The 19,552-nt window shown below is 58.5% G+C and carries 21 protein-coding genes and 1 tRNA gene; 18 read left to right on the top strand and 4 right to left on the bottom strand.

The window, feature by feature from the left end; all coding sequences use genetic code 11:
* Positions 1–352: 352 nt before the first annotated feature.
* The 15 genes from ACIPHM_RS23705 to ACIPHM_RS23635 all read left to right on the top strand — a co-directional run bounded on the left by ACIPHM_RS23705 (position 353) and on the right by ACIPHM_RS23635 (position 12,761).
* Entirely contained in the window at positions 353–592 is a 240-nt protein-coding gene (locus ACIPHM_RS23705; RefSeq protein WP_400333875.1) for a hypothetical protein, read from the top strand.
* A 161-nt stretch (positions 593–753) separates the two neighbouring features.
* The gene (locus tag ACIPHM_RS23700; protein WP_400333872.1) at positions 754–1,350 is read left to right on the top strand and encodes a DUF6088 family protein; all 597 of its coding nucleotides are present in this window, start codon (positions 754–756) and stop codon (positions 1,348–1,350) included.
* The gene (locus tag ACIPHM_RS23695) at positions 1,343–2,380 is read left to right on the top strand and encodes a nucleotidyl transferase AbiEii/AbiGii toxin family protein (RefSeq protein WP_400333869.1); all 1,038 of its coding nucleotides are present in this window, start codon (positions 1,343–1,345) and stop codon (positions 2,378–2,380) included. The genes ACIPHM_RS23700 and ACIPHM_RS23695 overlap by 8 nt, the downstream gene beginning before the upstream one ends.
* A gap of 433 nt (positions 2,381–2,813) precedes the next feature.
* Entirely contained in the window at positions 2,814–3,062 is a 249-nt protein-coding gene (locus ACIPHM_RS23690) for a hypothetical protein (protein WP_400333866.1), read from the top strand.
* A gap of 805 nt (positions 3,063–3,867) precedes the next feature.
* Positions 3,868–4,176, top strand: a complete 309-nt coding sequence (locus tag ACIPHM_RS23685) for a cellulose synthase (protein WP_400333863.1) — start codon at positions 3,868–3,870, stop codon at positions 4,174–4,176.
* Positions 4,177–4,595: 419 nt separating this feature from the next.
* Positions 4,596–4,871: a hypothetical protein gene (locus tag ACIPHM_RS23680; protein ID WP_400333860.1), complete on the top strand. Its 276-nt coding sequence runs from the start codon at positions 4,596–4,598 to the stop codon at positions 4,869–4,871.
* Positions 4,872–4,918: 47 nt separating this feature from the next.
* The gene (locus tag ACIPHM_RS23675; RefSeq protein ID WP_400333857.1) at positions 4,919–5,164 is read left to right on the top strand and encodes a hypothetical protein; all 246 of its coding nucleotides are present in this window, start codon (positions 4,919–4,921) and stop codon (positions 5,162–5,164) included.
* Between the two features lie 185 nt (positions 5,165–5,349).
* Entirely contained in the window at positions 5,350–7,011 is a 1,662-nt protein-coding gene (locus ACIPHM_RS23670) for a hypothetical protein (RefSeq protein WP_400333855.1), read from the top strand.
* Positions 7,012–7,018: 7 nt separating this feature from the next.
* Positions 7,019–7,318 carry a DUF2523 family protein gene (locus ACIPHM_RS23665; RefSeq protein ID WP_400333852.1) on the top strand — a complete coding sequence of 100 codons (300 nt, stop codon included), beginning with the start codon at positions 7,019–7,021 and terminating at the stop codon, positions 7,316–7,318.
* A 5-nt stretch (positions 7,319–7,323) separates the two neighbouring features.
* Complete coding sequence (locus ACIPHM_RS23660) at positions 7,324–8,382, top strand: zonular occludens toxin domain-containing protein (RefSeq protein WP_400333850.1); 1,059 nt, start codon at positions 7,324–7,326, stop codon at positions 8,380–8,382.
* Positions 8,379–10,043: a type II secretion system protein GspD gene (locus ACIPHM_RS23655; RefSeq protein ID WP_400333847.1), complete on the top strand. Its 1,665-nt coding sequence runs from the start codon at positions 8,379–8,381 to the stop codon at positions 10,041–10,043. The genes ACIPHM_RS23660 and ACIPHM_RS23655 overlap by 4 nt, the downstream gene beginning before the upstream one ends.
* A 154-nt stretch (positions 10,044–10,197) precedes the next feature.
* Complete coding sequence (locus ACIPHM_RS23650; RefSeq protein ID WP_400333845.1) at positions 10,198–10,977, top strand: hypothetical protein; 780 nt, start codon at positions 10,198–10,200, stop codon at positions 10,975–10,977.
* A 469-nt stretch (positions 10,978–11,446) separates the two neighbouring features.
* On the top strand, positions 11,447–11,929 hold the full coding sequence (locus ACIPHM_RS23645; protein WP_400333842.1) for an Hcp family type VI secretion system effector: 483 nt from the start codon (positions 11,447–11,449) through the stop codon (positions 11,927–11,929).
* Positions 11,930–11,977: 48 nt separating this feature from the next.
* Positions 11,978–12,496, top strand: a complete 519-nt coding sequence (locus tag ACIPHM_RS23640) for a DUF2778 domain-containing protein (RefSeq protein WP_400333840.1) — start codon at positions 11,978–11,980, stop codon at positions 12,494–12,496.
* Entirely contained in the window at positions 12,477–12,761 is a 285-nt protein-coding gene (locus ACIPHM_RS23635) for a hypothetical protein (protein ID WP_400333838.1), read from the top strand. The genes ACIPHM_RS23640 and ACIPHM_RS23635 overlap by 20 nt, the downstream gene beginning before the upstream one ends.
* A gap of 43 nt (positions 12,762–12,804) precedes the next feature.
* Here ACIPHM_RS23635 and ACIPHM_RS23630 read toward each other — a convergent pair whose 3' ends face one another.
* A complete protein-coding gene (locus tag ACIPHM_RS23630) occupies positions 12,805–13,860 on the bottom strand; it encodes a tyrosine-type recombinase/integrase (RefSeq protein WP_400333835.1) in 1,056 nt (351 codons plus the stop codon).
* 171 nt (positions 13,861–14,031) lie between these two features.
* On the opposite strand from ACIPHM_RS23630, the gene ACIPHM_RS23625 reads away from it, so the two are divergent.
* The 3 genes from ACIPHM_RS23625 to ACIPHM_RS23615 all read left to right on the top strand — a co-directional run bounded on the left by ACIPHM_RS23625 (position 14,032) and on the right by ACIPHM_RS23615 (position 16,895).
* Positions 14,032–14,106: transfer RNA gene (locus tag ACIPHM_RS23625), tRNA-Arg, on the top strand.
* A gap of 472 nt (positions 14,107–14,578) precedes the next feature.
* Entirely contained in the window at positions 14,579–15,445 is an 867-nt protein-coding gene (locus ACIPHM_RS23620; RefSeq protein ID WP_400333833.1) for a CsgG/HfaB family protein, read from the top strand.
* Between the two features lie 403 nt (positions 15,446–15,848).
* On the top strand, positions 15,849–16,895 hold the full coding sequence (locus ACIPHM_RS23615; protein WP_400333830.1) for a hypothetical protein: 1,047 nt from the start codon (positions 15,849–15,851) through the stop codon (positions 16,893–16,895).
* Between the two features lie 73 nt (positions 16,896–16,968).
* Here ACIPHM_RS23615 and ACIPHM_RS23610 read toward each other — a convergent pair whose 3' ends face one another.
* The 3 genes from ACIPHM_RS23610 to ACIPHM_RS23600 all read right to left on the bottom strand — a co-directional run bounded on the left by ACIPHM_RS23610 (position 16,969) and on the right by ACIPHM_RS23600 (position 19,509).
* Positions 16,969–17,448 carry a WbuC family cupin fold metalloprotein gene (locus ACIPHM_RS23610; protein WP_400333827.1) on the bottom strand — a complete coding sequence of 160 codons (480 nt, stop codon included), beginning with the start codon at positions 17,446–17,448 and terminating at the stop codon, positions 16,969–16,971.
* Positions 17,449–17,604: 156 nt separating this feature from the next.
* Complete coding sequence (gene rpsU / locus ACIPHM_RS23605; RefSeq protein WP_400333824.1) at positions 17,605–17,817, bottom strand: 30S ribosomal protein S21; 213 nt, start codon at positions 17,815–17,817, stop codon at positions 17,605–17,607.
* A gap of 495 nt (positions 17,818–18,312) precedes the next feature.
* A complete protein-coding gene (locus ACIPHM_RS23600; protein ID WP_400333821.1) occupies positions 18,313–19,509 on the bottom strand; it encodes a porin in 1,197 nt (398 codons plus the stop codon).
* Between the last annotated feature and the right edge of the window lie 43 nt (positions 19,510–19,552).

Below are 19,552 nucleotides of genomic sequence, written 5' to 3'. Positions count from 1 at the left end.
CGCTGCGACGTCCTTTTTGCCATGCTGCGCGACGGCACTTTTTATCAACCCAAAACTGCCACCAGTGCTTGACGAACTACATAGGGGCACCCCCCAATTCACCAAGTACCGCTTTGGGTCGGAAACGGACGCTTGAACGCGGCAAGACCAACGAGTAAGAAAAACATGCAACGTAGCCGCCCCCTCAAGAATGAATACTAGCGAACAACCATTCAGCATCGAATTTAGTCAATGGCTCCGGCGTGCGTTGGAACGCGGGGTGCCGATGTCCGTGAGGGCGTTTGCCTTTAATCTTTTCGAGCTAACCAATATTGACAATGCAAAGTTTGCAGTCGAAATAGTTGGAGCCGGCATGTTCGATCTGACCGACCCAGACTGGGCTTGCAACGAGGTGTGGGAACCTATCGACCGAGCGCTCCGAATCCCCATCATTTTTTCTGGCGATGCCTGGGAAGAATGCCTCTTGGCCATCCGTTCCCTTCTTCGGACATTGTTGGAGATCGACGATGACATGACTCGCGTGCTGAAATCGCGCGAGGGCGTTGGCATTGGTTTCGTCGATGGGGATTTGCACATCGCCTGGTGTCGCTAACGCCACGGAAAAATTCGAGGAAAACCGAGAAATTGGGATACCGAGCGCAATGACCTCACTCGCGTGAGTCGCAAAGCAGGCGAGCGAGCCACCACGACTCAGAAGCTTCGGATTGAATGTCAGAAACTAGAGTACAATATCTGACAAAATGGATCTCATCGATGACTAAGCTACCCGAAACCATTCGCCTGCACGCCAGCTCGCTTTCTGAGGGCGGCGTCCTGTCGCCCAAAGAATTCCTGCATTTGGGAAGTCGGGCGGCTATTGATCAAGCGTTTTCGCGCCTTACGAAATCTGGTGAGCTTCTTCGGGTAGCCCGTGGCGTGTACGTTTCACCGATTCCGGGTAGGTTTGGCACTCGCCCACCGGCGCCCGAAAAGGTTGTACAAGCGTTCGCGGAAAGGTCAGGCGAAGTCGTGGTGTCTCACGGCGCAAATTCGGCAAATGCCCTCGGACTTACGCAGCAAGTCCCGACTCGTGAGGTATTTTTATCGTCTGGTCGAAACCGGAAACTTCGGCTCGGACGGTCAGTGGTAGCGATAAAGCATGCACCGCAATGGATGCTTGCATTAGGAAGCGGACCGGCGGGAGACGCTGTACGGGCACTGGCGTGGATGGGCCAAGCCCACGTGACCAAGTCGTTAAGCGCGCTCCATAAACGATTGTCGGCAGACGACTGGAACACGCTCACGTCCGCACGCGCGGCCCTTCCAGCTTGGATGGCGAAGGCAATAGGACAGGAGTCGTTGCGTGGCTGAGTATTACTTTGATCTCAGCACGGACGAGCAATACGAAGCCTTAGTCTTTTCCAGCGCGCAGACCGGCAGGCCCACTCATCTGTTGGAAAAAGACGTATGGGTGGTGTGGGTCTTGCGCGCGCTGTTCACGTCGGCGTTAGCAACGGACCTCACCTTCAAGGGTGGAACATCTCTATCCAAAGCATACAACCTCATTGATCGCTTCTCCGAAGACGTTGACCTCACATACGACATCCGCCGCTTGATTCCGGATCTGGTCCCGGAGGGCGCATCGCTTCCATCAAGCCGCAGCCAGTCCAGCAAATGGACAGCCGCCGTCCGGCGCGCACTTCCTACGTGGATCAATGAACAGGTGCTCCCTGTTATCAGCGACGGCCTCACCCGCGAAGGACTCGACGCAACGGTCGGACTTGCCGAAGACTGCACGGACACCGTTTTGCTCAGTTACCCGGCGCTCGCAAGCGGAACGGGGTATGTCGCCCCAGTCGTCAGACTGGAATTCGGCGGACGCGCAACCGGAGAGCCCCACGCCGAAATGCCCGTGCGGTGCGACATGGACGGGATTTTGGATAGCGTCTCATTCCCTGATGCAACCCCACTCGTCATGAACTTGTCCCGGACCTTCTGGGAAAAGGCAACCGCTGCCCACGTCTATTGCGCGCAAGGAAGAATCCGAGGCGAGCGCTATGCGCGCCACTGGCACGACTTGATGTCGATTGCCGACAGCAATCAATTCGATAGCGTTCTTGCGGACATGGGTGTCGCGTCGATGGTGGCTGAGCACAAGTCCTGCTTCTTCATCGAGAAAGACAGCGATGGAAACGTGATCGATTATCAACGGGCCGTGTCAGGAGGTCTGCGAATCGTGCCGGAAGGGCCAGCAAAGGACGCGCTTTGGACGGACTACAGCGCCATGATCGAAGATGACGTTCTGGTCGAGAGCAACGTGACGTTCGACGAGTTGATGCTTAGATGCGGGGCCATTCAAGATATTCTGAATCGCACTGCTGCTGACACACACGCAGTCTGAGTACGAAAAACGCTTCGAGTAGACGGCCGAAGACTTTGCGTAACCTCAATACCGACACGCAAATAGCGCTTGCGGGGGAAATATCCTTACCTTCGCCTAAGACCAATCCGAATTCCTGCCCATCGCACATAATTTGCCGCCCGCGTTCTTGTTGCCTGCGTGCGGTCTCTGTAAGCTTGTTCTCGTCACGTCCCAAACGTGGCCGGGCTTAGCGGTCCGATCGTTCTGTAGGGCACACAGCCGCAATGCATCGCGGCTTCGTGTGCGGTCTCATGCATGCCCTCGAAAGCCAACGGGCAGGCCTGGGCTGGGACACCTTCGGGTGTGCCGCCTAATCCTACTGAACAGCGGTCCGCTAACCCAGTCCAGTGCCTGCCCACCCCCTCTCGTCGTACGAGGGGCAGGATTGAAACGGTTAGCATGAGGACACAGCATGACCTCTCTCGTATCTACCCCTGTCGCAGTTCGCGACTCCCTCGACAAACTGCACTGCCTTTCCGAACGACTCGTCGCGCTTTGCATGGTCGCGGCCAATCAAGAAAGTGCGGAAGCCATTCCCTCGGAATTCACCAGCGCATACTTCGAGCAGTTAGGCGACCTCGCAGACGAAGTTCTCGATGTAACGCAGCAGTTGGATGACGATCTGAGTTTTGCAGGAAACGCACCGCTCCTGCTCTCTTGAAGTTGTTACGCTTCACCACGTACTTGATGCCTCTCATTGCGAGAGGCATTTTGCTTTCTGAACCCGTGAACATGCTCGCGGCTCAAGGCCTTCGAGCATGACGAGCCATGTCCGGAGAGTGACTGCGACGGGCTACGATACTTCTAACCGGCAATTTGCCGGGAGCCGATGAACGATCTTGCTGTTTTCCTTAGCGGCTCAACCGCCTAGAACGCCGATGGGTTTGCAGCACCACACAGCGTTCGCCGTACACCTTCCAACGTAAAGCGACGACATCAAGTAGAACAACTGCCAGTCGCCCCCAACGCCGCATCGGCATAGCACACCGCAATGCGACGACAGGGACTCTTTCATGAAACGTTATCGCGGCTTACGCCGCTGCAACCAACGGTTTAACACCTTGGCTGCGACTACCCAGCCTTCCGACGATTGCTTAAGTCCCGAGCCGTTTGCTCCAGCGCGGGCGAGATATGCCCGCTGGCCTCGTCAGTGCGTCCCGCAACTAACCAGAACGCGAACTGCGGCCAGACTTGGCCAATTGCCTCAATCATTTCTGATGTTGGGCGCTGAAGATCACGGGCGACGTTCTGCCATCGCTTCGACGGAATGCCCGTGAAGCCCTCCATTTCTCGCCAACATCGGTCAGGGGCGGTGACGTGCTCGATGAGCTCGCAGATACGCTCACGCATATCGGAATTTCCCCAAATACGTTCCAGACATGGAAACCTATACCTTAGGCATGTCTAATTTCTAGGCATCTGTAGCGCGGCTGACTTGCCTACCGTTCACTGCAAGCGGAGACCTTATGACCAGCAAGCAAAAGCTCATCATCATCGACGTCACGCGACTCGAAGGCATCTCTAGCAAGACTGGCCGTCCATACGACATGCGTACCGCACAGTGCGTGCTCTACCAATCGACGAGCGAAGGCGATCAAGCCGTCGTTGGCCGCGTCATGCTGCCCGACGGTCTCAAAGAAACGACCAAAGGCGAATACCTCGCGGAATTCGCCTTCACGCAATCGATGGATGGTCACTTGGTTCCGTGCATTGTAGCGCTGCACCCCCACGCAAGTAATACACGCCCCGCCGCTTCCAGCAAACCGACCGCCTGACGGCGTCCACGTTTCGCTGCGCCATCTAGACACGCTACTCGTTTCACACATCCGGCCCTCCGCCGCGTTTTTCGCACTGTCACAGCCATATGGCTGTGATTGATATTGGGGGTTGCGATGTTCCAGCAGTTATCACTCAGCCTGCTCGGCGGCTCATGCCAAGCACGCCGTAAATCGAGGCGTGCGCCACGCGTACATCCGACACCTTGTCGGCCGTGGTGCCAGATGCGCCTCAAGCTGCCGCTGCGCCGTTTGATCAAGGTCGGAAAGGGCTTCATCTGGACGCGTCCGGATGGTGTTCAGTTTGTGTGCAAGTCCTTGCGCTCACTAGTCGCCCGCATCAGGGACTACGACGGGCGTTTGCTTCCGAAGTTGATTTCCCCGGCAAAGCGTCAGCAACGCACATGCGGGACACGAGCATGACAGACCACGGAATCCGTGTGCTGGCTTGCAAACCCTCCCATCCATTCATCGCAGCAACTGCAATTGACCGTGAGTTCTGCCCGCCACAAGACGGGCAGCAGTTCGCTGTGGTCTCGATCGATCCGAAAGCAGCTCTTACCAACTCGCCCGTCACGTCACTCGATACCGCTCTACTGGCGGGCTTCTGGACATTGGCATTCACAACCGTCGTCGGACTTTGGTTCGTGAGTGCTCATCTGGGCGCACTGCTCGGTTTTATCCGCCGAGGGTGAGCCAGCGCGCCGGGCGCTTCCCGGCATTTCAACTTGAGGAAACACCTATGAAGAAAGCACTTCAACGCCTCCGCTCGATCCGCGCACAAGCAAGCATCGGCGTCGCACTGGCTACCGCATCCTGCTTTGCTAACGCAGCGGGAGAGGCCACTGGCCCGGACCTTTCCGCACTGACGTCGGGTATCAGCATGGGTTCGACTTCCGCTGCAATCCTTGCCGTCGCATTGGCAATGGCCACGGTGTACGCCACTTTGCGTGGCGCGAAGATTGTCCTCGCCGTGATTAAGGGGTAAGCACCACATGAGGCCGAGCGTCCTAGCGCGCGTGTCGGACGCTCGGCCGTGAATTGCTGCGCATTGCATCACTAGCAAGGGACACCGCCAAACAACATGCCGTCGCAAGAATTGTGGGATCTGGCTTTCTTCATTTGGGGAATCGTATGCGGATGGGCAGTCGTACAAGGTTTGAGGGGATGACGATGAAGCGAACGATAGTCGCGCTCACTCTCCTGACGCTTCTTTCGCAGCAACCCGCCGCCGCACAAGCGCTCCCTGTCGCCAACTTCGCGATGAATCGCGCAATCGCGGGCGTCATCACTCGTGTTGCCGCATCCCGAGGCTTTGCGGCCAACGATGCTCGCGTCATCGCCACTCTAGAAACCATCTCCACAAACAGCACGGCACTTAATGTCGTCTCGACCGCTGCCGGCGTTGGTATGTCGCTTGCTGGCGCTCCAGTTTGGCTGACTATCCTCGTGGGACTCGGTATCGGTGGCATGGGTACTCAGTTAATTGCGACGCTGGGGGCTGCCGAAGTCGCCATCGGGCAGACATACGACGGGTCCATCGCGGTGGTAAGCAAGCTGCCGCAAAAGAATCCTGTCACGCTGCCGCCTTACTCCGGGGTCGAAACGTCCCCCACTGGCGAACCGCTTTTCGAACGCCTTAGACGCCTCGGTGCCCACGTCTATAGAACACCCGGATGCTCGCCCGAGCGCACACAGGTCGCTTGCCACCAGTTCCCGCTAGCACCATCGGTGTCCACCGGTATCTCTGTCGAATATTCAGAGCACGCAATCCACATCCCCTTTAACTCAATCGCAGAGCTAGAAGAACTGCGGACGCGTTGGGAGTTCGGGCCGGGCGATCCAGACCCGCAACTGCGAATCATTGAAACCTTCGATGCGGACGGTGAATTCGCAGGTTTCGCCGAACGCATGTGGACCAACAAGCATCTCTTTTGCCGGGACGCTCCGCCCTCCTGCCTCGAAAAGTTCGAGTGGGTCACGCTGAAGCTCAATCCCGAGGTGTTCCACATTACCCGCGACGCTTTTCACGGCTTGAATCGGGTTAGGACAGCAAAGGTGTATCCCGATCTGGATGCGGCAGTTGCCGACATGAACCGCGACATCCTGAAAATGCCGATCAGCCCCAAGACGCTTGCCGAGATCGTCGATGAATCTTGGCAGCAGGCGGCAGAAACCGCCAACTACGTGGGACTGCCCTACCGGGACACGGAGCCGGTCACCGAAGAAGAGGTTGAAATCTGGATCAAACAGAATCCGCGCAAAGTCCCGTACATCGGGGATGTGATCGAACCCGCCAATCCGCCGGACGATAAGAAAGTGCCGATATCGCCGCGCATCCGGCCAAGACAGGATCCGAACCCACAAACAGACCCGGAAACCGATCCGCAAGGACGGCCCAAACCCGTGACGGAAACGAACCCAGACAAGGCACGCGATCCCGACGAAACGACTGATCCAAACAAGAACCGTGACAAGAACACTGACGGCGTGCAAGACGTCAACGTCGTCAACCGTCCAACTGTCGACATCGGCAATCGGGTCAAGGTCGAAGTCGAGTTGGGGAATGCGCCGGAAGTCGCTCCGCCGACGTTGGAAGAACCGCCCACCGCGAAGATGATCCTCGACCCATTGGTCGGTCTGACGTCCGAATTCACCTCATGGACGATGCCGTCGCACGGCGGGAGCTGCCCACGCACGACGCTCAATGTCTTCGATCACTCGATCCCAATCGACGCGCATTGCGAAATTGCTGAGCGCATCGGACCACAACTCCGCCAGGTCATGCTTGCTGCGTTCGCAATCATGGCGCTTCTGATTGTTTTGTCTGCCTGAGGTCGCTATGCCGCTATTTTCCATCATCGGCTTCGCGCTGAACGCCCTGCTCGGCTTCATGTTCCGTTCGTCGGTTGTGAAGTGGGCAACCTTCTTCGCGCTCTGGTACGTCGTCACTGAGCTCGTCGCGGCCATCAAGTCGAGCAGCTTCTTCCCGAAGGTCTCCACGCTCAACGAGGCTTTCGCAGGCATCCCTAGCGGCGTCTGGTACTGGCTCGATCTATTCGCCGTATCGGAAGGTGTGCCGATAGTCATTAGCGCCATTGCCGCAAGGTTTCTGATTCGGCGGCTGCCGATCATCGGGTAAGCGCTATGGCAATCAACGCGTACACCGGCCTTATGGGGTCGGGGAAAAGCTATGAGGTGGTCGGCAACGTCATCGTGCCAGCCGTTTTGGCTGGTCGTCGCGTCGTGACCAACATTGACGGTATCGACGTGGACGCCATTCGCGCTTACTGCATAGACGTCAAGAAGGCGGACCCGGAAAGCTTGGGGCCGGTGATTCCGATTTCAAATCCGGACGTTCTCAAAGACGACTTCTTTCCCGACGAGACGAGGCCTGACATTGAGTCTCTCGTCAGACCGGGCGATCTGGTGGCAATCGATGAAGCTTGGGAGTTCTGGTCTGTCTCGCACAAGATCAGCCCGGAACATATGCGCTTCTTCCGTATGCACAGGCATTACGCACATCCGGACACGGGGCAGACGTGCGACGTCGCATTGATGATCCAGTCCATCACGGATCTCCATCGGCAGCTGCGCTCGGTAATTGAGGTCACGTTCGTCACGAAGAAGCTCAAGGAGTTGGGACTGGGCAATCGCTATCGCCTTGAGATGTTTGGCGGTAGCAGGCTCACAAAAGCTGCGAGACTAGGCAGCAGCACCATGACGTATGACAAAGCGATCTTCCCCCTGTATCAGTCCTATGCAGGCGGTAAAGGGAAAGAGCGCGCGATAGATGCACGCCAGAACATGCTGCGAAGCCCAAAGCTATGGATGACGGCCGTCTTCTTCCTATGCTGCTGGATCGGCATCGGCGCATTACTTTGGCGGTTCTTTCATCCGAAAACCGAGGAGCCGCTTACCAACATCGTTACCCCTGATGCCACCCCGTCGGCCCCGGCGGGCGTGCCATTGGACTACACACCCCGCCTGCCGTCGTTCAGCGAGCGATGGAGGGTCGCGGGACAGTATTCGGTCGCGGGCAAACGCTACGTCGTGCTCAGCGACAACATCGGTCGCCTGCGCGTCGAGTCTCCATTGGTGTTCCGCAATAGCGGTTTTGCGATCATCGGTGAAGTCGATGGCCAAGTGGTCACAACGTGGTCCGGTCAAAAGCCCACGTCTCGCCTGTTTGGAGAGACGCAATGAAGCGAGTCATCGTCACAACATTGCTAGTTGCCTCGGCTCAGACCTTCGCGGACGAACTTCGTATCGTGCCCGCGCCAATCGACTACCGAGGTCCAGCGCTTCACGATGACGGTCCGGAGGTCTGGGACAACGTCGAGCGCCGCCCGCCTCCGTCAGAGAGAGTTCGGAAGACACCGACGCTCAGCCTTAACAACCGCGCGTTTGCCGGGGATTTTGATTTTCAGTTCGTCAACGTCGGGCAGCTCGTCTCGCTGCTGTACAGCGAAGTCATCAAGACACCCTACGTCATCGCCCCGGACGTCCTCAACGACCAGCGAACGGTCTTCGTCAGATTCGATGCGAAGCGCGGAAACGTGCGCCAGTTCCTCGCTACTACCCTGGACTCTCTCGGATTCGGGATCGAACAACGACACGGCATCGACTTCGTATCGAAGCGATCAAGCGTCGACGACTTGGCAGAGCAACGAGCCACTTACGTTTATCGCCCTCAGTACCGCGATACCTCCTATCTCGCAAACCTTGTCAGGCCGGTATTTCGAGGCCAGTTCACGATGAACCGTGAAGTGACTGCGCCGCCAGACAGTCGAGCAGGCGGCAACATTCCCGACGGGTCCGCAGCGATGCTCATCGATCAGAAGGGCGACACGCTCGTCTTCCGTGGCACGCGGGCCGAAATCGTCACGCTACAAGGCCTGTTGCCCCAGGTCGATACGCCGGTGGGTGAAGTCGCCGTGCGCGCCACCGCGTATGAAGTCACACAATCTACAGAGCATGGCTCCGCGTTCCAGCTCGCCTTGGATCTGCTGTCGAAAGGCTTGGGGCTGTCGATCCAAATGGGCGGCGAGAAGCTGAGCAACGCCGTTCGTATCCGAGCTGGAGACGTTAACACGGTGTTCTCAGCCCTATCGAAAGACACACGATTTCAGGTCATCAACAGCCCGAATCTGCGCATTCGTTCCGGAGCGCGCGGCAAGCTGACCGTGGGGCAAAAGGTGCCTGTCCTCAAGTCCGTGTCCTACCCCCGTGGTGGTGGCGAACCGGTTCAATCGGTGGAATACCACTCGTCCGGGGTCATCTTCGAGCTGCGCCCAACGGTGAAGGATTGCGTCATCGATCTGCACGTCACGCAGCAAATCAGCGACTTCGTGAAGACGACAACGGGCGTCAACAAGTCACCAACGCTGAACACACGGGAAGTGAGTACGGAAATCAGCACACAGGACGGCGACGTCATCCTGATCGGCGGGCTAACAACCAACAAGGCATCCGACAACACCACGGGCCTAGCTTTCCTACCCAGATTCCTCGACAGCCGCTCCGACACATCCTCAAACACGGAAATCCTCCTCGTCCTCCAGGTGGAGCGCGTCAGACCGTCTAGCGTCGGGAGTGTCGGCGCTGATGCCGAAGCCTCGGCGCACGGGCGCAGCTGCAACGTCCAGGCCGTTGACGCGCGACTCAGCGCGGCTCGCGCGACCGAGCAGCGGGTTGCACCACTGCCGTCAGCCGAAGCGATGCCGTCGACCACACATCCCCTCACTGAAAACAGTCTTTCCGCCCTCGCCGGCAACGTGGCGTTTCATGGAGAGGAAGGGACGCTTCGCGCGACCGCCGCCGCCCGCAGGGTCGAGGACGGCGGGGGCGCGCGAAGCGCGCCCTAAATTTATATCCGTAACACTCAGCGTCAAAGGAGGTAACAAAGCCTACGCAATCAAGACACAAACACATCTAAGTCCGGATGAAAAAATGCCCCGGCAGAAATACACCGGGGCCAAGACTTTCTCCGCAATGACACATGACAGAGGAGGATCTGCCATGCAGGAACCAATTCTAGGGAACGATGCCGCCTTCCGGAGGGAGTGGCTTGTAAGAGGGCGGAATTTTGGAGGGGGTCAGGTGGAGGTCACAGTCACCCGATTCGACCGCTACATGGGCGCTCAGGCGCTTCACGCGATGCCAAGAGCGAAGCGCGGCGAATCTGAAAATTCGGAAGATAACCAAATGGCGTCCGCCCAACGAGCCAAACGCCAGGTCAGATTGCGTTGTAAGGCAATCGGTGCAGATCGCATGATCACGTTGACCTACCGCGAGAACATGCAGGACAAGGAGCGCCTCAAGCGCCACTTCGACGCACTACGTCGCCGGTTGAACAAGATTCAGGACTTCCAGTACGTGGCTGTCCCAGAACGTCAAAAGCGAGGGGCGTGGCATCTACACATCGCGGTGAAGGGACGACAGAACTACCGGGTGCTACGTGCGATTTGGATATCCATCGTTGGGGAGGACAACGGCAACGTCAATGTCCGCAATCCGTTTCGGCGGAACGGACAGCAGCACAAGCTAGCCGCCTATCTCGGCAAGTACCTCACCAAGGACTTCGCAGAGCACAAAATGAACGAGAAGCGCTATTGGTCGAGTCGCGGCATCACTATCCCCGAGCGACACCCCATCGACCACATCTTGAGCGACGACCCAGTGAAGGCCATCGTGACGGCGTTTGAAGCGGCGCGAGAGGCTGGCGCGAAGTTGGACAACTGCCAAGCATTTTGGAATCAGGGGCTTGGGTGCTTCTGGCTGGCCACTCGGGAAGGTTGAGCGAAATCTACACGCTGCGCGACCAACGGTCGCTCCCCTCACAGAAAAAGGACATTTGCAAGATGAGTCTTATGACCCGAGCGTACTTACTGGAGCAATTCGGTATCCGTCTCAGCATCTCTCAACTGGCCACGGTGCTTGACATCGCCGAGGGCACCATCCGAAACCAGATCAGTGCAAACACTTTTCCCGTCGCTACATATTCGGAGGGCGGGCGGAGATTCGCACCATATGACGCGCTGGCTGACTATCTCGACGAAATGACGAAGCAAGCGAGATCGCATGTGATGTCACAGGATTAGCACTCAGTTTTTACGAAGCCAATCGTATCGATTCGCATAACGAACCTAATCAGTCAAGCACACCGAGCAATGCATTTGGGACTATTCCTTCTTGCTCGGTGTCCCGCTATGCGTTTCAATTCCCAGCTCCTGCAAAGCATTACGCCTTTTACGTGGAGATATTGGATATGGGAATTCCTGCGCACCTGTGGCTCAAGGACGGCGGCGGCACGGCGATCAAAGGCTCCTCAACTGTTAGCGGTCGCGATGGAAGCATTGAAGTCATCAGTTTTAGTCACGGATTGCGGCTCCCCATCGATTCACAGAACGGAAAGAGCACCGGGACTCGGCAACATGCGCCGATGATGCTTGAAAAGGAATTCGATGCGTCTTCCCCCTATCTCTACAAAGCCGTCGCGACAGGTCAAACCCTTCAATCTGCCGAACTACATTGGTACCGAATTGCTCATAGCGGGAAGGAAAAGCTGTATTTCGTCATGAGCCTTGAAGGGGTGCGAGTCTCGTCGATCAATCCGAGCATGACGAACATCAAGATGACCGATTCGCTGAGCCTGAGCCCGGCGGAATCGGTGAGCCTGATGTATGAGCGAATCACGTGGCGTTACGTCGATGGAAATATTGAGTATTCCGACTCGTGGGAGACTCGCTGATCGCATCAGATCGAAAACATTACTCCATCGAACTGCCGGACTGTAGAGATGCCAATTCAAGGAAATTTTGTCATTAACGAGCAACCCCTTGCACCACTTAACTTCGGAGGAATTGGCGCGTTCATGGCGTTTTCGGGTAACGGCGTTTACCGAAATCGCGGCGGGTGTACCTTAGTGCTCGGTAACGGACCGATTCCAGCCGGACGATATTGGATCGTCGACCGGCCGACCGGCGGATTAGGATCTCGGGCGTGGGCAACTGCTCTTGATCTCTGGGGAACCGCGCGCGGTACTGCCGTAGATCGACGCGAATGGTTCGCGCTCTACCGAGACGATGGGATGATTGACGACTTCACGTGGATCGACGGAGTGCGGCGAGGGAATTTTCGCCTACACCCCGTTGGTGGTCGTGGCTTGTCGCTTGGCTGCATAACAATGCCGAATCTCTCGGATTTCGCGACTGTCCGGCGCGCCCTCCTGAATACTCCCGCCGTTCACGCCCGAGACTCGGGGCTTAATGCTTATGGCTGGATCGATGTCATTGCTCATGGAAACACTTGCCCGTAAGGTCATCAAGACTCTACTTTTTGTATTTGTCTGGTTTCTGGCAATTCGCTACATAGACGTTCCGCTAGACGCCTATTACGACGTGTTCGTCACGATGTACGTATGGGCCGGCACTGAATCACCCGAGGATTTTTACATCGCTGCTCAGATGATTTTGCAGTTGATTGCGGCCGTCATTATCTACAACGTCTGCATCCATCTGTTTCGGGCACTCGTAAAACATCGTGTGCGGGATGATGATCGCAATCCCGCCGACCAGGCATAGCAAAATGCGACTGGTCGGCGGGCTATTTCCCTGCGATCCCACTTCACGCAGCGGAGCGCTTTCGAAACGGAAGCAACTTCCCCTTTTCGGCCAGATCTTCAGGTTGAAGGTTCGTGTACCGCTTCAAATGCCGCCAATCCTTATGCCCGGTAACACCGGCGACCTCGGCAATACCCCAACCCGCTTCAAATAGCGCACTTGTTGCTTCGTGCCGGAGATCGTGTAGGCGGAGGTCGTGAATACCTTTGGCATCACACGCCATCTTGAAATACTTGCTGGCCGTCTGAGGCGAAAACGGAAAGATGCGATGTTCGCCGCCAATCTTGGACTGCCGCTTGATCACGTCCAGCGACGTCCCAATCAGCGGCACCCATTCATGATTCCCGACCTTGTTGCGTGGATCCTTGCGATCACGCACAAGCACCATCCGGTTAATCTCATCCAAATCACGCCATTCGATGCGGAAAATTTCGCCACGCCGGAATCCCGACTGTCCATTGATCTCAATGACATCGGCCAGCGGCAACGTGTACTCCGGATGCTCCCTATCCCACGCCATGATTCTCGCGATCTCGTCAGCCGTCGGCCGACGCTCCCGCTTCCCCGCAGCGCCGATCAGCCTCAGGTGATGAAGCATTGGCCGAGCCTTGCCAATCACATCCGGCAAGTCGAAGTCCAAGAAACTCGCCGTGTGCCGCAGAACAGTCCCGAGCTTCAAGATATCCATATTCACGGTAGCCGCCCCTGCCCCGGCTCTATGCCGTGCCTGAGCGAACTTCACAAGCGTCTTCGGCGTGAGCTCAGCTATCGTGACCCCGTTGAAGTGCTCCGCTAGCTGCTTCAGCGTGTAATCCTCTGTCGACTTCGCCCGCACCGGACGCTTCGATTCCTCCCGCAACAACCGGTAGTGCGCAATGATCGCGGGCACCAGCGCCTTGGCCGACACCTTGTCCAGATTCCTGCCTTCATCAACCGCTACCTCAATTTCGCGTGCCCATGTGGAGGCCTGCGCCTTCGTCCGAAACGTTTTTGATATACTCTTGCCCTCGCGTCGGACTTGAGCGCGCCAACGCGTTCCTACCTGCACAATCGATGCCACTGTCGCCCTCCTTGCTGTAGCAAAAGTGTAGCAACGGCGACGTGAAACAGCAGGTTGCGGAGTGATCTGGAGTGATACTGTAGGGGTATCACAACCGCCCGGAAAGCCCCGTAGAATAAGGCGATGCCCTTGATTTCAAAGGACGTCGCGCTACTGGATAGAATCCAGTCTCTCCCTGTAGTTCAATGGATAGAACGAGTGCCTCCTAAGCGCTAGATACAGGTTCGATTCCTGTCGGGGGGACCAGAAAATGCACCGGAAGGTGCTGCGAACGATTGAAAAGCCCCGCACGGCGATCGCTGTGCGGGGCTTTTTATTTGTCCGTCATTCCCGGCATTCAGGCTCGCTTTCCGGTCGCGGATTCGTCATCCCTCTACAGAAAGAGATGGGAGCAATACAGCCACCTTGTGGCGACCGTCGATCCACTCATGGTTTCTCCCTAATCCTCGCTTAAGACCTGCGGAAGCTCCGTCCTAATCCTTTCGTAATCCCTATGATTTTTGATAGGCCACGAGCGATTTACGGCCGTGCTAGCATGCGGCGCGGAATGTTCTTACGGAGCATTTCAGCATAGGAGTCCTACTGTATCTCGCTTTCTACTCCTGCTTTTTTGGACTCCTGGCATTAGGCGGCGTCACCGATATGGCCCACACCCAATGTCAGACGGGGCGAGGCAGCGCCGCCGATTTCCAGAACAACATTCTAAAGAACTAGGAAAATGGCACACCATCTCGTAAAAATCACCGGGCTGCTGCTTGCAGCCGGCGTCATGGCGGGTTGCTCGTCCATGAACATGGGGAGTAGCAGCGCCAAGACCGCGGCGACCGGTTCGGCCGGCGGCGCAAACTCCGAAAACGCTAACTCGACGCTCGAGAAGTGCGACCGCCCGCTGGGTACGATCGCAGTGATCGAAGACACGTCTGCGCCCTGGTACGGCGTGCTGACCGGCCAATACAAGCTCGGCTCCACGGTGCCGGTGCTCAAGCTGCTCGTCCAGCAGTCGAACTGCTTCGTCGTGGTCGACCGCGGCCGTGGCATGAACACGATCATGGGTGAGCGCGCCCTGCAGGATTCGGGTGAACTGCGCAACAAGTCGAACTTCGGCAAGGGCAAGATGGTCGCCGCCGACTACGCAATCAGCCCGTCGATCACGTTCACGAACAACAACGCCGGCGGTGCCGGAGCCAGCATCGCCGGCCTCCTGCCCGGCGGCATCGGTTCGGCCATCGGCGCCCTCGCCGGCAGCATGAACTCGAAGGAAGCCAGCACGCTGCTCACCGTCATCGATAACCGCTCCAGCGTGCAGATCGCCGCCGCAGAAGGCAGCGCCAGCGCCATGGACTTCGGCGCGCTCGGCCGCATTGTCGGCAGCTCGGCCGGCGGCTCGCTCGGCGGCTACTCGAACACCGCCGAAGGTAAGGTCATCGTGGCCGCATTCACCGACTCTTATAACAACGTCGTGCGCGCCGTGAAGAACTACAAGCAACAAACCGTTGCCGGTGGCCTCGGCACGGGCGGTCAACTCGCCGTCCAGGACGACGACACTCCCGCACCCGCCAAGAAGACCGTCAAAAAGAAGAAGTAATTTCTTTTCGGGTTCCCCGCCTCTCCTCGAACCTGCTGTGCTTGCAGGTTTGAGGAGTTCGTCACGTTTGCCCGCTGCGCAAACCACCCGCCCCTTTACCGCCCTCGCGGATTAAAGCCCCCCTCTCCGCCGCCTTCTCCATCGCGTAGCACACGCCGAATCGATGCTTCTCGCGTCCGGGCGCATTCTTTTCGGTCTCCTCTGCTTCACGGCTCAAATATTTTCCCGTCCAGCAAACGAATCGGCACCGTCAGCAAAGGCCGCACGCCGACTGGCGGCCCGCCCTTCTCTATCATTTACAACGCGCCTCCCCCCCACATTTCGTAGGTGTTACGTTGCTGCACCCGCCGTCGGGCGCCGCGACCCCGCCGTTCATTGTGTTTTTCTCGATGCCAGGATTCGTATGACGAAGCCTTCGCAGCGCGCCGCCCCGCCCACGACACCGGACTCCGGCGAGGTACCCACCGTCAATGCCATTGCGCACGCCTGGGCCCGGGTGGGTGCCGTACTCAGCCCGCATCCGGACTGCCCGCTGCCCAATTGGTCGGGCGGCGGCGACACGCTTCATCAACATCTGCTGGTGATCGGTACCGCTCACGACACCGAGATGGTCAGCCAACTCCGTCATCTGGAAACCGCAGCCGCCCGCTTCGGTAAGGTCGGATTCGTTGGCCCGGCAAGCGCACGGCGACTTGTCGAATGGTCGATGGGGGAGCGTGTGGTCGTGCTCTCGCGCATGCCTCGCGACGTGTCGGACTGGGATCTGCGCAGCCCAATCGGCTCCCTCGCTCGCGCCCTGGGGCCACAAGCCGCCCATGCGCACGCCGGACGCCCGTTCCTGCGCGTGGCCGCGACAGCAGCGCGCCATTGGCGCGACCGGCTGGCCGCTGCCGCTCAGCACGGGTTCTGTGTAGGGTTTGCGGGACTGCAAGCGCTGGATGGCAAGGTACCGACGAGCCCGACGCCGGGTGGCGCACGCTTCAGTTCGCTGGCGCCGCTGCTGCGCGTGCCCGGCGTTTCGTGGGTGCCATTAGGGCAGCCGGGGGACGGTGCGTCCGATGCCGTCCTGCCGGAATCGGTGGACTGGATCGACTGGCGAGCCGACTGCGACGATCTGGCCGACGAGGCGTCGCTCATCGACAATCTGGATCTGGTGATTTCGCTGGACGCAGCCCACACGCATCTCGCCGAAGGCCTGGGAGTGCCGGTCTGGCGCCTGGGGGATACGCGCGCCGGACCGGTTCGTCACGACGCCCGCTACGACACGTATTTCAGCCCGGAGTCACTGGCCAGCGTCGCCGGCGTGGGCGATCCTGTCGATGCGACCGGTCCGACCGATCCAGGCAGTTTTCGGCTGGCCTCAGCCACCAACGATTGGCCACGCGCAGTGGACTCCGCCGCCAAGGCACTCCTCGCCATGGCCACGGCATTTCAAGGCTGGACTCGCTGAGTATCTATCACGCTCACGGCGCCCCGTTCGGCGGCCCGTGGCGCGATCTTGATTTCACACTATTGCGCGAACTTCACGTTGACGCGGCCCAGCGCTGACCGACCTGCGCCGTCTTGACCCATTCCATGAACGCAGCCGCTTCGGGCGTATCCGCCGGCGCCGACCAGCTTGCGTAATCGGCTTCGACAAACGGACGGTAAGGACCGTGCTTCACTTCGAAAATCACGGCGCCCGGGTCGAGCGACAGCACAGTGTGGTGCTTGCCGACGGGTGTCTCGACCACGCTCGTATCGTCCCCCAACACCTTGCGGTCGGTGACGACGCCCGCTTCGTCGAACGTCAGCACGATGAAGCGGCCACGCAGCGCAGTGAGCAACTCCCATGTGTGATGGTGCAGGTGCGGACGAATGTACGTCGCCGGCTCCATGGCAATGGCCAGCCGCTGAATCGATTCGTCCAGCGACTCGTGCATGTTCTGGTTCATGCGAGCACGAGGCGACTGCGTGGCTTGCTCGGTCAGCGTGTCGAGCGCAGCGAAGGTCAACGTTTTCATAGGAATTTGTGGGGAATCAGGGGATGAGGCGCAACAGGCCGCGACGGCCACGAGTGTAGCAAATCGAGCATCGCGTCTGCCCATAAAAAAACCCGCCAAACGGCGGGTTTTCTCATACTTCACACTGCATTGCGCCTGATTGGCGCAATAGCGTGCTTAGTACATCTTCTTCTTCAGGGTCTGGCTGCGCAGACGCTTACGCAGACGCGACACGGCAGCAGCCTTCTTGCGCTTGCGTTCCGTCGTCGGCTTTTCGTAAGCAGCACGTGCCTTGACTTCCTTGATCAGGCCCGTGGCATCGATAGCGCGGCGGAAGCGGCGGATTGCGATGTCAACGGATTCGTTTTCCTTGAGGACGATACGGGTCATGCGATATCTCGTAAGTGATTTAGCTCAGGAGAGCCGAGAGTTTAATATGCCGTGCAAATACACCATTCACCGCCCTGCCGGAGGTTTCTCCTGCCAGGCGCGACGAACGGACTTGCTACGGACTGCGCTACACCACATCCGGCGGGACCGCGAATCACCTCCTCTGCGATCTCCCGACTGGCATTCGACACCTTGCTCGCTATCCGCGAACCCTGCGTCGCGCCTTCCAGACTGGCTGAACGGTTGACTAATGGCGAAGCGGAAAACTCATCGTTCGTCAGTGAGCCCCGCTTCCCGCAATGCCCATATTTTGGACAAGGTCGTGATTATACATAAAAATGGCGCCGAATGCACTCGTTTTCAACACCCTCCATGAACAACGGGCCCCGCCAGCGGATGGCGGAGCCCGTTGCGGGTAGGGACAAAGACTGGCCTCGCCCCCACTCTGGCCCGGCTCACGCGTGAAACACCGCATGATCGGGCCTGAAAGCCTGCTTAGAACTTGTGACGCAGACCGGCAACCACGGCGATTTGCGACTGTGCGCCATTGCCCGTCGGGCCGCCCACGTTGTCGATCGCTGCCACGATGGCATCGCCCGTCGCGCGCTGGTAGACGCCCGTCAGGTACGACTCGGTGCGCTTGCTAAACGAGTACACGCCACCGAGGTTGACCTGGAACCAACGCGGCTTGGTGCCCTTCGTGATGTTGGTCAGTTGCGTAGCACCGCCCACGCTGCCATCGCTGTAAATGAACGCCAGACCGCCCAGCATGTTCGGCGTGAATTGGTACTTGCCGTTCAGCTCGAACGTGTTCACGCGGATCGACGACTGGTTCGTGTAACGCACCTTGGCATAGCTGTACACGAAGCCGACGGTAGCGGCCTGGATCTGGTATGAAACCCCAGCGGCAGCGATGTCATGCTTGTCGACGGCGTTCGTGTAGAAGATGTCCGTGGCGCTGCTGTAGTCGGTGCTGACGGCGCCGTTTGCGTTGACCGTCGCGGTCGTCTGGCTACCCGGTGCCGAGAGGTGCATGTAGCCGAGGGCCGCCGTCAACGGGCCGTTGGCGTACGAAGCACCCAGGCTGAACGCGCTGTTGTGCGATGCGCCCGTGCCGTTGCCGTTATTGGCTTCGTTGCTGAAGCCATACAGGCCGCCGAACGAGAACCCGTTGTAGTTCGCGCTCGTGTACTTGACCGAGTTGTTGACGCGGAACGAGTTGTACAGGTTGTCGATGTCGCCAATGTGCGCGCCGTACTGCGTCGCCCACTGTTTGGCCGACGTGATCGGGCTCACGAAGTCGACCACGGAGTCGTACTGGCGACCGATCGTCACGGTACCGGCTTGCGTGCTTTGCAGGCCCACGTACGCCTGACGGCCAAACATGCGACCGTTCTGGAGCGAGGTGCCGTTGGTCAGGCTGAAGCCGTTCTCGAGCACGAACACTGCCTTCAGACCGCCGCCCAGGTCTTCCGAACCCTTCAGGCCCCAGCGGTTGCCTTGACCGATGCCGCTCACGGCCTGGAGGTTGTGTGCACCCTTGGCCGTCGGGCCGAGGCCGCTGGCGACATTGTTGACATAGCCGATGCCGGCGTCGATCACACCGTACAGCGTGACGTTGCTCTGTGCCATGGCCGGCGCGGCAACGGCAAAGCTGGCGGCAGCCAGGGCCGTGAGTTGGAAGCGCTTCATTATTTTCCTCTTTGATAGTGGTCTTATATTTTTGGCCTGCGGC

It is taken from the genome of Pandoraea sp. NPDC087047 (assembly GCF_044745225.1).
Lineage (GTDB): Bacteria > Pseudomonadota > Gammaproteobacteria > Burkholderiales > Burkholderiaceae > Pandoraea.
Note: the sequence above shows the minus strand (reverse complement) of the source record. Positions and strands in the feature narration are given on the sequence as shown.